We start from the raw sequence: 11094 nt of genomic DNA on the forward strand, positions 1-11094 counted from the left end.
AGGTCAGGAATATGAGGGATACCGATCGATCGGCCTTCGCGAACTTTGATAGTCTTCCTTCATCTGCGGGCGTCAGGCTTCCCGTTGTCTCTGCCCTCTTCGCAATCTCGCCGGCAACCGTCTGGCGTTGGTGCAAATCAGGTCACCTACCGCAGCCCACTCGAATCGGCAGAGTGACATTATGGAACGTCGGGGAACTGCGTGTTCGACTCAAGATGCGGACCCTGCCAGTATTAGAACCAAAAGAAAGCAGGAATTAAAGTCATCTGCGGAATACTTGCCAATGCCCAGCATTCCAATTTGGCAGCACATGAGTCAGTGATGCTCGCGCTTTCCCTTCTGCATAGTGATCCACCATTCAGGATTGACTCTCCCGGACGCCACACATCGGCACTCTTTGAGGACACAGGTGGTAGGATCAGATTCAAAGATGGTAGCTCTGGCGGCATCGGTCCATAAAATGAGCACCGCCTTCGTCGCTGCATCGCAATCATGGCTGGCCTCTCTCACAGCCTCTATAAAGCGCCTCGCTAATTCGGTTTTGTCATGAAGTGCCGCCAGCGCAATGATGTCGGCGGGATCTGCCATGGCTTGGCATGTCTCTTCGGTCAAGCCAATCTGCGGACTTGCAATACCGCTAGCAAAATCGAGTGTAGGCGCGACTTGGTGGCCCTCAAAAACTTCCAATGCTTCTGGTAAATCCAGCCCGTCACTCGAATTGACTTTCGCGGTCTGACCAATCAATGATTCGACAAATGGCAGCAGCAATTGATCCAACTCTGCCGCGCGCGCCTCGCTCACTCTTACGGATACCTCGGTAGAACCTTGATCTGGATTCGGAAGTGGCAGGCGCTGGACAGGTATGCCCTGTTCTACCCGCCGCCAGTAACCCCTACCAGGTGTAGGCACGTTGTGCGCTCTGCATTTTCTGGCCAAGCTGGAGTCAGAGATTCCGAGTTTCTCGGCAACTCTCGTCACCGGATAATTCCATACCCATTTGTAGAGCTGCTCACGGGTCAATTTCATTGGTGCACCCCCCGCCAATTTTTTGGGTTTTTATCCAATCGAAAACAACGTAGCTACGCCACATGGTGATTCTCTCTGTTATCTTGAAGCCGGCGGGAAATTTCCCCGCCTTGATCCACCGTCTAAAGGTTGATCGGGACACTGGGATCAACTGAAGGATCTGACCTTCGCGTAACAGAGAGAGGTCTGCGGACTCCTCTTTTTTCGTCATGATGCTCGCCATGGATGTAAGCCTAAGTGAGGCCACATGCTGCGTCAGGGGTGAGAAAATTAAAAGTTCAACAGTTATTTCTCCGAAGGGACGAAAGGGTTTCACCCTTTCGTATTTGTCCTTGCCAAGCAAATAGCACCCACTATCATCCCGCTTTAGGGGGACGTCCAATGTGGCGGGCATAGGATGGCCGAAGAATTGACGCTAAAACTTCACTTTGGTGGAGTGAATAGTCCCGGCCAACAAAAAATTGCACTAAGTCTGGCTCGGTCGAACGGCGTCCTGGGACAACTTTTCCTCCTTGGTCAATCGTCTTCCAGAGCTCCCTGCCTTCCCACATATCGCGGAGTTCGGGCGGCAATGACGCCGGATCGAATGCCTCACTCTTCCGGGGAGATGCCCGCTGCGGATAAACACCAAGTCGCTGGTTCGCCACGTAGGTCTTGAATCGCTCCGGCGTTGTGAAGCTTTGCAAAAGGTCGTCTGTTGCTTTGACGCAGACCAGCTTTCCCTGATCAATGTCTTGCAGCAGAGGCGGCACCGAAGCAACAAAGTTCAGCAGCCGGACGCTTGAAGGCAGCAGCTTGTATGCCGCTCGCTTTAATTCGGCCAATCGGCCTTTCCTGTTGAGCCCCAACATCGCAGGGTCCAGGTAGTGATGCAGCGCCAATGCCTCCCAAACACGAAGCTGTGGAACGCCGTGGTAACGCTGAAAGGTGTAATCGTCGGCCTCAAGACGTATGGCAAACTCTTTTAGTTCGTCTTGAGACAACTCCGATAACAATTTGGAACGACTCCCAATCAAATCGAATCCGCCCATTCGGCGAATAGGAAAAGATCGAAACAGCTCAGGTGATTTCATCGCTCTACCCTTTCGCGGCAAGAACGGCAACGAAGTGGCGACTGGACGCCGTTTTGGCGCAGCGTTTGTATACGCTCACTTCCGCCGGAAGCTTTATGTGGGATGGTAGGGCGTCACAGACTTGAACTGTGGACCAAAGGATTATGAGTCCCTCGCTGGATTCAATGAAATCAACAACTTGCGGCAAGACGTGTTCCGCAATAATTGGTTTTACGTGCACCGCAAAACCAACACTGGCGCGGCAGTCGTTTTATTTGCGGAACAATTCCAAAGTTTTTAAGGAGTGAGTGATGAGTATTGATTCTCAGAAACTTTTTAACTATGCCGAGAAATTTACCCGCCGCCACGAGTTGGCTGGCAGTGGCTCCGTCTACCCCACTGTCCGCCAAGCGGCAAGGCGCTTCAAGTGCACGCAGCAGGCTATAGAGGATGCGACTTACGATGGCGTTGATTTTGGCTATTTGGGAATAGTGGCCGGGTTCCGCGCCGGTGGTGGGCATGCGACGTATGAAGACGGGGATCGCCAAGTCGAAGCTTATAGATGATGACCCCCGCCCTACTCCTAGCCCTCTGCCTATCCCTGCCAGCAATGGCCGGACGCAGTTGCGGAAAGACGGCTATTAATCCACCCTAGGCGGCGGCAGATCATCATCACGCGGCGGTTCGTCGGCGATGCGCTCAAGCAGTATTCGCCGCGCCATTCTGATGTCCCGCGTTTGCCGGTCAAGCTGCTGTTTTTCGGTCCGTCGATGGTGGCGGGCGTCGCTGCCGTCTTGGTCGGGGTATTTCATTACCAGCCGCGAATCATGGCCGATATGCAGATGCCGGCCACTATGCCGACCAGAAGGCAGATGGCGTATCCGGTGATCATTTGGCGGGCGCCTGTGCGAGCAGTTCGCTCTTTTGTGCGCTGCCGCTGCTGGTGCCGTACCAGTAGGCCATGACCATGAGCGCAACGGAATCCATCAATCCGAGCACGCGTCCGACAACAATATCCGGCGTGTCTGCCGGCAGCCCGTTGAACAACACGTACCCCTCACACCCAAGCGTAAATGCCAGCAGAACCAGGCTGAGCCAAAAAAGGTAGCGCTGGGTGCCGCCTTGGACATTGGCGTGCCGCGCTGAATCCCGGTCCTTGAAGGCAAGCTCTGCGTAGCGAAAGCCGCGCTCCTTTTCGTTGTTCTGGTACTCAAGTTCCAGCTTTTTGAGGGCGCTGATCTGCTCAGGAGTCATCTGCCCGGACTTGATGGCATCGGCAATCTTTGTCTGCGTGGCGTCTGACACGCCCAAGAGGTCGCCCACGGCGCTTACAGCGATGCCGCCCAGCGGTCCGAGAAAGGCAGTCGCCACGGTCGGGGCGATTGATTTGAGTGTTGCAAGCCAGTCCATAGCAGTCCTTTAGGCGAGTGCGGCACCAGCCGCGTGAGTTAATTCGATGCGGTCAGCAAGCCCAATAAGCCCGCCGTTGACCCTGTGAGAAACCTTTTCTGTGTCTCCAAGCATGGAATCAGGAATCCGGTCCTCCCACCATGCAATAGCTGCCTCAAGGGCGTATCGCGGCTGTTCCATGAGTTCCGGTAACCCGATAAGGTCCTGCCCCATGAGGTCGCCCACAATCCGGTAGTTGTCTTTCCCGGTAAGCTGAATCGGCCCGCGCCCGCGATACCGCCAGCCGTCGCCCGGGTCGGTGTTGCCCATGCGCCCGCCGTACACCCGGTTTGCCAGTGCCTCCGGGTTTCTTTCATAAGGCCGCGCATCGGCCAGCGTATGAAAGCGAGAGGGCCAAACCTTGCATAAGCGGTCAGCGCTGTAGTTCAGGTTTTCGCTGAATCGTGTCAGCCCTGCGGATTCGTGCAAAACTTGCCCGAGAAAATCGTCTATTTCCGCATCGCCCTGGCTGAAGCTCCCGGGCTTGACTACATCGGCAAACACCTCAGACCAGACGGCGGCCACGGTCGGCTTGACTTGGCAACGGACCAAAATGTCGTACCAGTCGTGCGCGGTTTTCATAGCGACCTCATGCAAGCAACGCTGTCCTCACCCTTGTCCCAGCCCTTGGTGTAGCCGTCATTCCAAGCTGATTGCATGGCCTTCACCAGATTTGCTTTTGTCAGCGTCAGGCAGTCGTCGCAGGTATCCGGCTTTGTCGTTGCGCAGCCGGTCAGCAGTAGCAAAACGAGAATCAGCGGTTTGACCATTTTTTGTACAACCAGTCCAGAATCAGGAACAGCGAATAAATGGCGGCCAGCATCGCGGCGAAGTCGCCCCATGACGTGATGCCTACTGACTCCAGCCACTTGGAAAAGGCAACGCCCCCCCATGCGACGGTCGCTTTTAGTACGGGGTTGTTTTGCTCGTGCATGGGCATGGTCCTTATCGGTTGGGCGTAAAAAAGCCCGCACGCGGCGGGTTGGTGTTGGGGTTGTTGTTTTTAGAGCCGCTTGTCGGCGTACTCAAACTGCCTGAAAAAATCGCCCTCTGATCCAATGTAGACGGCGCGCTTCAATGCAACGCGGTCCTGCTGGTCGCCATCTGCATACAGGAATGTGGTAACTCCAAGGGCCTGCACCATGTCAACATCAGAGTTGTTTATTCCTTCGCCTCCGGTCGGCTCAAATGCTGGCTTTGTTGCGTGCTGCCAGACCTTCAAATCCCGGCTTCGCGCCGCAACCGTAACGAACCTTTTCTTTGCGTTGTCCTCGTCCAGAATGGTGAGGTACAGCATGTAATACCAGCCGTCGATATGCCGCAGCGTCGGGCAGGCCGCATACCTTGTCCGGTCGAACGGCTCGCCAACTGGCGTCCAGTTTCTCATGTCTGGTGAAGTCGCAAAGCGCGGTGTAAACCCGACCACTCCCTTTTCCTGCACCTCGTAGGCCATCACGAATCCAGCAGGCCCGCGAGTAACTGATGTGTTCAATATCTGCTGGTCTGGAGCGGCACGCAATACTGTTTCTGGCTTGGACCAATTTCGCAGGTCTGCGGAACTCAGGGACACGACAAGATCAGACTTTTCAGAATCTGAGGCGAAGATGGTCACCCGGCCACCGTCAACAAAAGCAGAAATCAGGCTCAGTCCCGGCAGTTGCAGGGTTGCAATATGCTTGCCTCCAATCTCCTGAATAATCACCTCACTGACCAGTGGCGCTCCTCGTGGTGACCGTTTGTGAATGATGGCGTACATCGTCCAATTGAAGACTATCGGGGTAGACTCCATCACGTCCCGCATGTAGACGGAGTCTTGCTTGTAAATGCCGCGAATACCGATGCTGGGTGTGGTTGACCACCACAGCGGAAACCATGTCAACAGAAGAAGCGCAAGGGTGGATAGTCCAATTTTCATGACTACATCATAGTCACGGAATCGCTGCCAGGAATTGGTTTTGTGTTTGAGTCCACCAAACGCGCTTCACATCCATCGAGGTTGTCTGGTCGCCAACCGAGTAGAGCGCGTAAGTCACACCGTTGAACTCAACAAAACCAAAGTCGGATACGTTAATCAAGTCATCCGGGAATTTTGGAAGCAGAATATAGCTGGTTGATTCAACCCACGTAGCAGCCGGGTCCGATGCCTTGGCAACGCGAGTGCGGAATTGGCCGCCTTCGTGCACAAGATAAAACATATACCAGCAATTGTTTGCCGTCGAAAACTTCAAGGTCGGACACGCGACGTATCTTTCTGCTCCATAAACTCCGCCGTATGGAGTCCATGGTCCGTTGGGGCTACTGGAGGAATGCCAGCGAATACTGAACATCGGAGTACCAAGCTCGTCCGTTTCATAGGCCATGATGTATCTGTTGTTCAACGGGTCATAACAGACACTTGTATTAAACAAATACTGCCCCTGCGAGGTCGAGGTCCACGCATCATCGGGCGTCGTCCAGACCAGCATGTTCGGATCAGTGGTGGACATATGCCTGATGCTTTTGCTCAAAACTTGATCCGTACCCCAGAAATGCAGCGTTGAACCAACGACAAGGGCGCATCCAAGGCCAAGACCGTGATTTGGCACCTCGGCAATTAATTCCCCCGTGAAGTAGTCGCAAATACTCAGCAGATTCGTCTTTTCAGGAATCCGCGACGAATAGAGAACAATCAACCTGCCGTTGAACACAACTGGCTCCGCTTCGACAGCGAAAGGAATGAATACGTGCGATGAAAACATGATGGCCTTTGGTTAACTTCTAGCTTTACAGGGAGCAGTGAGATTGCCGAAAGTGGTACGTCATGCGAACGCCTCCACGACAAGAGCCCAGTTTGCGTTTGTGAGGTTTGTTGCTGAGCCGGTAGTCGCGTTTGCGGCTGAGAAACAGGTTGCACTCGATGAATACCGAATAACGATGTTTGTGGTGTTGACAATAACGCTGGTGCCGATGGGCGAGCCATCAACCCTGTTGTGTTCGCTGTTGGTCAGCAACTTGTCGCCGATGGAGTAGCCATACTCGGCGGTCAGACATTTCAGCCATAAGATTACTATTCTTGGCTCTTTGGTCAGTCCGTGCGCCAATGTAAGTGCGCCGCCTGTTGTAATGGTCTGATTGCCGCTGCTATATCCGGGAATCGATGGCAACCGCTCCACCAGCGCCTGTGTGGTGCTGATGAGCGTTACCCGGCTGCGGTGGTTGATGGGGATGTCGTTCGCTGCGATGTTGCTGTAAGTGCCGTCGCTGTTTTCTTTAACCAGGTTCGGCGGTGTTGCAATCCCGCTAATTGCAAGCGTTGGATCGGCACCAGAGGCTGCGTTGAAGTTGACAAAAAACGACTGATTGGCCGCATAGGCGGTGATCGCTGGCGATGGCGTCAGCGTGTAGGCTGTGCTGGTGCCTGCGGTCGTGAATGCCGTATAAGCCTGCGATTGCGTAGCATCAAGCAGATTACGGATGAATCCGCCGTGCGCGCGCTGCACGTCATCAAGCACGCTGGGGGCATTGCTTCCTGCGGGGTAGTTGGACGCAGCCGTTGCAGACAGGTCGGTGATAACTGTTGGAATTGGCATTTATTACCTCTTTTGGACGTAAAAAAACCGCCTCGGGGGCGGTTTGGTGGTTTTGCAGTTACGGCTTAGAATTTGCCGATGGAAATTACCGACTGGATGATCTGGAAGCTTGTAATCGTTGCGGTACTGGCTTTTTGCTATCGCTTTTGGAAGGCGTTCACTGGCCGATAAGTCCCTGCGCAAGTAGGGGGTTCGTCCGGTACATCAGTGGCAATGCTTCATCGAGCGTGTTGCTGAGCAAGCCCGGGCCGCCGCCCTGGTTAAGCAATCCCTGCTGCGCACCCTTGGAAAACATGATTGAGCGGGCCATGGGAGGCGCCACGAACGGAACCGCCCCAAGCGCCAAACCAAGGCCGCCCGTAGCGACTCCACCCATACCCGTTGCCACCCCTCCCGCGCTACCGGCTGCGCTCATTGCAGCGGCAAGTCCGGCCTTGAGGTTGTGAGCCCCGGGGCTTCCTACCTGCTGAGGCGTCATTGCAGCTTTTGGGAATGCGCTGGCGAACCGGCCCGCCGTATCCAGACCATCCGACAGGGGCTTACCCTTCTCATAAAGCCGCCCAAACACGCGGGCATCTACCGTACCGGATGCGTCGTTGAGCGCGCGGCTAACGGTGTACGTTTTGGCAATCTGCTTGCGAGCTGCGCGAAGGGCTGGGATCAGTTCGTCTTTTCCTGCCGTCTTTGCGTGGTTTTCAAGTGCTGTTTCCAGTTGGTCAGACAGTTGTCGGGCCGCTTTTGCCTTCACCAAGTCGTCAGGGCTGGCTGAGCGGTTGTAAGCGTTAAACCACCCTTGCGACTCGTTGCGGGCGACTTTCAGCGCCTCCAGATCCGTCGCAGCTTGAGGCGACAAGCTAGACACATCCGCGTAAGCCTTGCCGGCCGTCTTGCGCAGATCGTCCATCGTGCCGCGTGTCAGTGGAATGTCGTCAGCAATTCCGAGAGCTTGGCGCGTCAGCTTTTCGGTTACTTCGGTGTTTTTGGTGGAGGCGAACTGTTGGGTTGCCTGCTTGCCGGAAATAGACTCGATGACGCTGTTTTTAAACGTGGGCTTGATCATGTTAGGCGGAATGACATAACCGGCATCCATGGACTCTTTTGCAGTCTGCAATTTTGTTGGGTTGACAGGCGGAACCTTTGATCCAAAGATGCCACCGATAGCCCCGCCGACCTCGCCAGCAAGCTTTGTGGCAACCGGGAAGCCACCGCCAATCATCATCCCTTCCGGAGCATCCTGCGGATTGACAATACCCGCCGTCACAGCACCGTTAACAGCGCCACCAGCCACGCGTGTCGCCAGTCCACCCGCCCCGGTGTAGCCGCTAGCAGACATGCCGCCCGTGCTGATGGCATCGAGCAAGCCGGGTATTGCCGTAGCTGCGCCGGGGATCTTTGCGATCAGGTTTGACACCAAGCCGCCAGCCCCAGAACTGCCGCCTATTTCGGCCAGCAGTTTGGTGGTCTTGTAGGGCGTCGATTCTGGGTTGGAGCCAATGGCAGAAGTCAGCCCCGCGTCTATGTCCCTGCGCCTCTGTGTGTTGGCTGGGACAGCATTTGCGGGCATCCCCATTGCCGATCCGAGCGCTTCTTCGCCGTAGTCGAACGGAGCGAGCAGGGTTGAGCCGACTGAGCCAGCGCCACGAACCGCACCACCAACAGCATCGCGCCCGCTATAGCTCATAGCCTTGTCGAAGCCTTCGCCACGAAGGCCAACAGGTGCGGATTTTTTAGGCGCGGCTGTGACTTGCGCTGGGGCGGCCGGCTTTGAAGACGGCGCAGAAAACACATCCGCGTCAAATCCACCAGATGCAGCGGGCGCCCCAAAAACATCAGCGTCAAAACCAGCCATTATTTGCCCTTGAACAGTGGGTTTTGGTTAGACCATGCGGACATCTGCTCGAAAAAGCCGTTGTCCAGGCGTCCGTACTTTTTCTCATAATTGCGGGCGAAGGTAGCTGTCTGCACCTTTCGCTGTTCGACAGCAATCTTTGCCGCCAACAATTGAGCGCGGCCTTGCGCGGACTGGCTGGCATTCGGGATCATGCTGACAAGGTAGTTACGGTCAGCGTCCGACATGGCCCCCGGCATGCCTGCGCCGTTTGCTGGATTACGCAGTTCCAGCGCCATCTCGTTACCGAGCGCGGCAGCGGCCTCTTTATTGGAGAGATTTTTGTCAATCTTGAAGCCAAGCGAGTTCATAGCGCTGGCAATATTGGTGCCGGTGGCTGTCAGGGTTCCGCCGTCTACGTCCTGCAACAGCTTGCCGAGCTGCTGATATTTGGCAATGGTCGAAGGCGCAGAAAACCCGGCGTTCATGATGGTTTTGCGCGTTTCGCCGATGTCTTTGGTGGCGTTGACGGCGTACTCTTTATCCGTCGCGGCCTTGGTCGCCTCCGCAGCAGAAGGCCCAGCCGCCATGTTCCCGGACGGCATTGGCGTAACCTTAGCGGCCTGCTGCAAGTCGGCCAGATGCGCCTGCAGTTGAGCGCGGGAGCCGGGATCAAGTGGCTTGGTCGCAAGGTCGGTCTGCACGGCCTTGATTTCGCGCTGAATGCCTGCGGGGTCGGCGCCCATGTTGCCCTGTGCGTCAGCACGCATACCAGCCTCGCTACGATTGAGCGCGGGAGCGGGACGCACCACTGCGCCCTCGGAGGTGAATTCCTCGCGCTGCGTGGCAGGATTGAACACCCTGATAGGCTTGAAGTCAGCAGATGCGCCCTGATAGGCCCGGAATGTGTCAAGCGCACCCTTTGGAGCGCCCACCACAAGCCCGCCTTGCCCGTCAGGCTGCCATGCGGTGACCTTGCCGTCTGCACTGGAGGCCATACCGCCCTGCATCCCGCCCGTGAAGCCTGGCGCGCTGGTGTTGACCAGATTGCCATTGACGTTCTGCCAGTTCGGCTTCGTACGCTCGGAAATCAATTCAGAGATTTTCTTGCCGCCGTTGAATTTGTAGTCCGCCACCACCGCTTCGTAAGGGATGCCGAACTGCTGGGAGATTTGTTGCGCCGTGAAGCCGCCAGCAGGAGCCGCTTGACCACCGGGCGCGGCGGGGCCTGCAGCACCAGGCATGGCGCCGGGAGCCGCAGGCGATGCGCCAAGCAAGCCGCCGCCCATAAACTGCGCGTCCAATTCCTGCTCTTTCTGCGCCATGAGCAATTGCTGCTGACGAAGCTGCGCCTGGCTGGCGTTCTCGTCAACCTGCGACTGCAGCAGCTTGTTTTGCAGCGCGCCGCGTTTTTGTGCGTCCTGCCCCTGCATTGCGGATTGGATGCGCTGGCCGAAGCTCATGGGCGTTGGCGAGTAACCACCCGCAGCGAGCAGGCCCAAGCCCAGGCGGGCTTCATCGGTGTTGAGGGCGTCGAGTAGGCCGGCCATGTCAGTAACCCCCTACGCCGGGACCGGCGTTTTCCGGATTGGCTGGACCGCCGCCATAGAAGGTTCTGTAGTAGTCGTAACTGAGTTGACTTGGGTCGGTTACGCCATACTGGCTCCGCATCAGGTCGCGCCAGCCGCTATAGGCGGCTTTGTAGTCGGCGGGTACGGCATCCATAGGCGACGGTGCGGCTTGGGTTGGCGCTGGAGCGGCAACTGCTTGCTGCACGACTGGCGCAGGAATAGGCGCTTGCATGTAAGGCGACGGTGCGGCGATTTTCTGCGGAGCCGGGAACTGGAAGGTCTGCGGGCGTGCGTCTTGGTTGCCACGATCGAATGGCTGGAAGCCGTTCAATTGACCCAGTACCGAGCTGGTCAGGCTGCGCATGTAGTCGGCATTGCCATATTGGTTGTTATAGCCCTGCACTTGTTGAGCGTTGAACGGGTTGGCGGCGTATTGGCCCTGCAGCGCCTGCCCGCTCTTGATGTTTTCCTGCAACCACGGGGCGGCAGACGACCACGGGTCTTTCGACACGGTTTGCTGCTGCTGTTGCCCCCCCTCATCGCCGCCATCACTTAAAAGCCCACCAACGAGCCCAATTGCAGGTCCAATCCATGGCATA

Annotated in this window: 15 protein-coding genes; 1 reads left to right on the forward strand and 14 read right to left on the reverse strand. The window is 56.3% G+C overall.

From position 1 onward, the window contains the following. Nucleotides 1-315: 315 nt before the first annotated feature. The 3 genes from B7X65_RS13645 to B7X65_RS13650 are packed head-to-tail and all read right to left on the reverse strand — an operon-like array spanning nucleotide 316 to nucleotide 2099. Nucleotides 316-1026, reverse strand: coding sequence for a hypothetical protein (locus B7X65_RS13645; RefSeq protein WP_293594847.1), 711 nt, complete (start codon nucleotides 1024-1026; stop codon nucleotides 316-318). Further along, the gene (locus B7X65_RS23905) at nucleotides 1010-1420 is read right to left on the reverse strand and encodes an AlpA family phage regulatory protein (protein WP_366557375.1); all 411 of its coding nucleotides are present in this window, start codon (nucleotides 1418-1420) and stop codon (nucleotides 1010-1012) included. Before B7X65_RS23905 ends, B7X65_RS13645 begins: the two co-directional genes overlap by 17 nt. Further along, nucleotides 1383-2099, reverse strand: a complete 717-nt coding sequence (locus B7X65_RS13650) for a hypothetical protein (protein WP_293594848.1) — start codon at nucleotides 2097-2099, stop codon at nucleotides 1383-1385. The genes B7X65_RS23905 and B7X65_RS13650 overlap by 38 nt, the downstream gene beginning before the upstream one ends. Nucleotides 2100-2389: 290 nt before the next feature. On the opposite strand from B7X65_RS13650, the gene B7X65_RS13655 reads away from it, so the two are divergent. Continuing rightward, entirely contained in the window at nucleotides 2390-2644 is a 255-nt protein-coding gene (locus tag B7X65_RS13655; RefSeq protein ID WP_293594849.1) for a hypothetical protein, read from the forward strand. A 75-nt stretch (nucleotides 2645-2719) separates the two neighbouring features. Here B7X65_RS13655 and B7X65_RS13660 read toward each other — a convergent pair whose 3' ends face one another. The 11 genes from B7X65_RS13660 to B7X65_RS13710 all read right to left on the reverse strand — a co-directional run bounded on the left by B7X65_RS13660 (nucleotide 2720) and on the right by B7X65_RS13710 (nucleotide 11093). Next, nucleotides 2720-2890 (reverse strand): hypothetical protein, encoded by a 171-nt coding sequence (locus tag B7X65_RS13660; RefSeq protein WP_293594850.1) that lies wholly within the window; start codon nucleotides 2888-2890, stop codon nucleotides 2720-2722. A 76-nt stretch (nucleotides 2891-2966) separates the two neighbouring features. Beyond that, the gene (locus tag B7X65_RS13665) at nucleotides 2967-3488 is read right to left on the reverse strand and encodes a hypothetical protein (protein ID WP_293594851.1); all 522 of its coding nucleotides are present in this window, start codon (nucleotides 3486-3488) and stop codon (nucleotides 2967-2969) included. A 9-nt stretch (nucleotides 3489-3497) separates the two neighbouring features. After that, nucleotides 3498-4109 (reverse strand): glycoside hydrolase family 19 protein, encoded by a 612-nt coding sequence (locus tag B7X65_RS13670; protein WP_293594852.1) that lies wholly within the window; start codon nucleotides 4107-4109, stop codon nucleotides 3498-3500. Next, complete coding sequence (locus B7X65_RS13675; protein WP_293594853.1) at nucleotides 4106-4297, reverse strand: hypothetical protein; 192 nt, start codon at nucleotides 4295-4297, stop codon at nucleotides 4106-4108. Before B7X65_RS13675 ends, B7X65_RS13670 begins: the two co-directional genes overlap by 4 nt. Further along, nucleotides 4282-4461, reverse strand: coding sequence for a hypothetical protein (locus tag B7X65_RS13680; RefSeq protein ID WP_293594854.1), 180 nt, complete (start codon nucleotides 4459-4461; stop codon nucleotides 4282-4284). The genes B7X65_RS13675 and B7X65_RS13680 overlap by 16 nt, the downstream gene beginning before the upstream one ends. A gap of 69 nt (nucleotides 4462-4530) precedes the next feature. After that, a complete protein-coding gene (locus B7X65_RS13685; protein WP_293594855.1) occupies nucleotides 4531-5442 on the reverse strand; it encodes a hypothetical protein in 912 nt (303 codons plus the stop codon). Between the two features lie 13 nt (nucleotides 5443-5455). Beyond that, complete coding sequence (locus tag B7X65_RS13690) at nucleotides 5456-6265, reverse strand: hypothetical protein (protein ID WP_293594856.1); 810 nt, start codon at nucleotides 6263-6265, stop codon at nucleotides 5456-5458. 60 nt (nucleotides 6266-6325) lie between these two features. Continuing rightward, on the reverse strand, nucleotides 6326-7096 hold the full coding sequence (locus B7X65_RS13695) for a hypothetical protein (RefSeq protein ID WP_293594857.1): 771 nt from the start codon (nucleotides 7094-7096) through the stop codon (nucleotides 6326-6328). Nucleotides 7097-7253: 157 nt separating this feature from the next. After that, a complete protein-coding gene (locus B7X65_RS13700) occupies nucleotides 7254-8945 on the reverse strand; it encodes a hypothetical protein (protein WP_293594858.1) in 1692 nt (563 codons plus the stop codon). After that, on the reverse strand, nucleotides 8945-10474 hold the full coding sequence (locus B7X65_RS13705) for a hypothetical protein (RefSeq protein WP_293594859.1): 1530 nt from the start codon (nucleotides 10472-10474) through the stop codon (nucleotides 8945-8947). Before B7X65_RS13705 ends, B7X65_RS13700 begins: the two co-directional genes overlap by 1 nt. A 1-nt stretch (nucleotide 10475) precedes the next feature. Next, complete coding sequence (locus B7X65_RS13710) at nucleotides 10476-11093, reverse strand: hypothetical protein (RefSeq protein WP_293594860.1); 618 nt, start codon at nucleotides 11091-11093, stop codon at nucleotides 10476-10478. Between the last annotated feature and the right edge of the window lies 1 nt (nucleotide 11094).

It is taken from the genome of Polaromonas sp. 39-63-25, assembly GCF_002278925.1.
Lineage (GTDB): Bacteria > Pseudomonadota > Gammaproteobacteria > Burkholderiales > Burkholderiaceae_C > Polaromonas.

Coding starts and splice junctions, on each gene's coding strand:
- B7X65_RS13645 (WP_293594847.1), bottom strand. CDS start 1,026: ATGAAATTGACCCGTGAGCAGCTCTACAAATGGGTATGGAATTATCCG.
- B7X65_RS23905 (WP_366557375.1), bottom strand. CDS start 1,420: ATGCCCGCCACATTGGACGTCCCCCTAAAGCGGGATGATAGTGGGTGC.
- B7X65_RS13650 (WP_293594848.1), bottom strand. CDS start 2,099: ATGAAATCACCTGAGCTGTTTCGATCTTTTCCTATTCGCCGAATGGGC.
- B7X65_RS13655 (WP_293594849.1), top strand. CDS start 2,390: ATGAGTATTGATTCTCAGAAACTTTTTAACTATGCCGAGAAATTTACC.
- B7X65_RS13660 (WP_293594850.1), bottom strand. CDS start 2,890: ATGAAATACCCCGACCAAGACGGCAGCGACGCCCGCCACCATCGACGG.
- B7X65_RS13665 (WP_293594851.1), bottom strand. CDS start 3,488: ATGGACTGGCTTGCAACACTCAAATCAATCGCCCCGACCGTGGCGACT.
- B7X65_RS13670 (WP_293594852.1), bottom strand. CDS start 4,109: ATGAAAACCGCGCACGACTGGTACGACATTTTGGTCCGTTGCCAAGTC.
- B7X65_RS13675 (WP_293594853.1), bottom strand. CDS start 4,297: ATGGTCAAACCGCTGATTCTCGTTTTGCTACTGCTGACCGGCTGCGCA.
- B7X65_RS13680 (WP_293594854.1), bottom strand. CDS start 4,461: ATGCACGAGCAAAACAACCCCGTACTAAAAGCGACCGTCGCATGGGGG.
- B7X65_RS13685 (WP_293594855.1), bottom strand. CDS start 5,442: ATGAAAATTGGACTATCCACCCTTGCGCTTCTTCTGTTGACATGGTTT.
- B7X65_RS13690 (WP_293594856.1), bottom strand. CDS start 6,265: ATGTTTTCATCGCACGTATTCATTCCTTTCGCTGTCGAAGCGGAGCCA.
- B7X65_RS13695 (WP_293594857.1), bottom strand. CDS start 7,096: ATGCCAATTCCAACAGTTATCACCGACCTGTCTGCAACGGCTGCGTCC.
- B7X65_RS13700 (WP_293594858.1), bottom strand. CDS start 8,945: ATGGCTGGTTTTGACGCTGATGTTTTTGGGGCGCCCGCTGCATCTGGT.
- B7X65_RS13705 (WP_293594859.1), bottom strand. CDS start 10,474: ATGGCCGGCCTACTCGACGCCCTCAACACCGATGAAGCCCGCCTGGGC.
- B7X65_RS13710 (WP_293594860.1), bottom strand. CDS start 11,093: ATGCCATGGATTGGACCTGCAATTGGGCTCGTTGGTGGGCTTTTAAGT.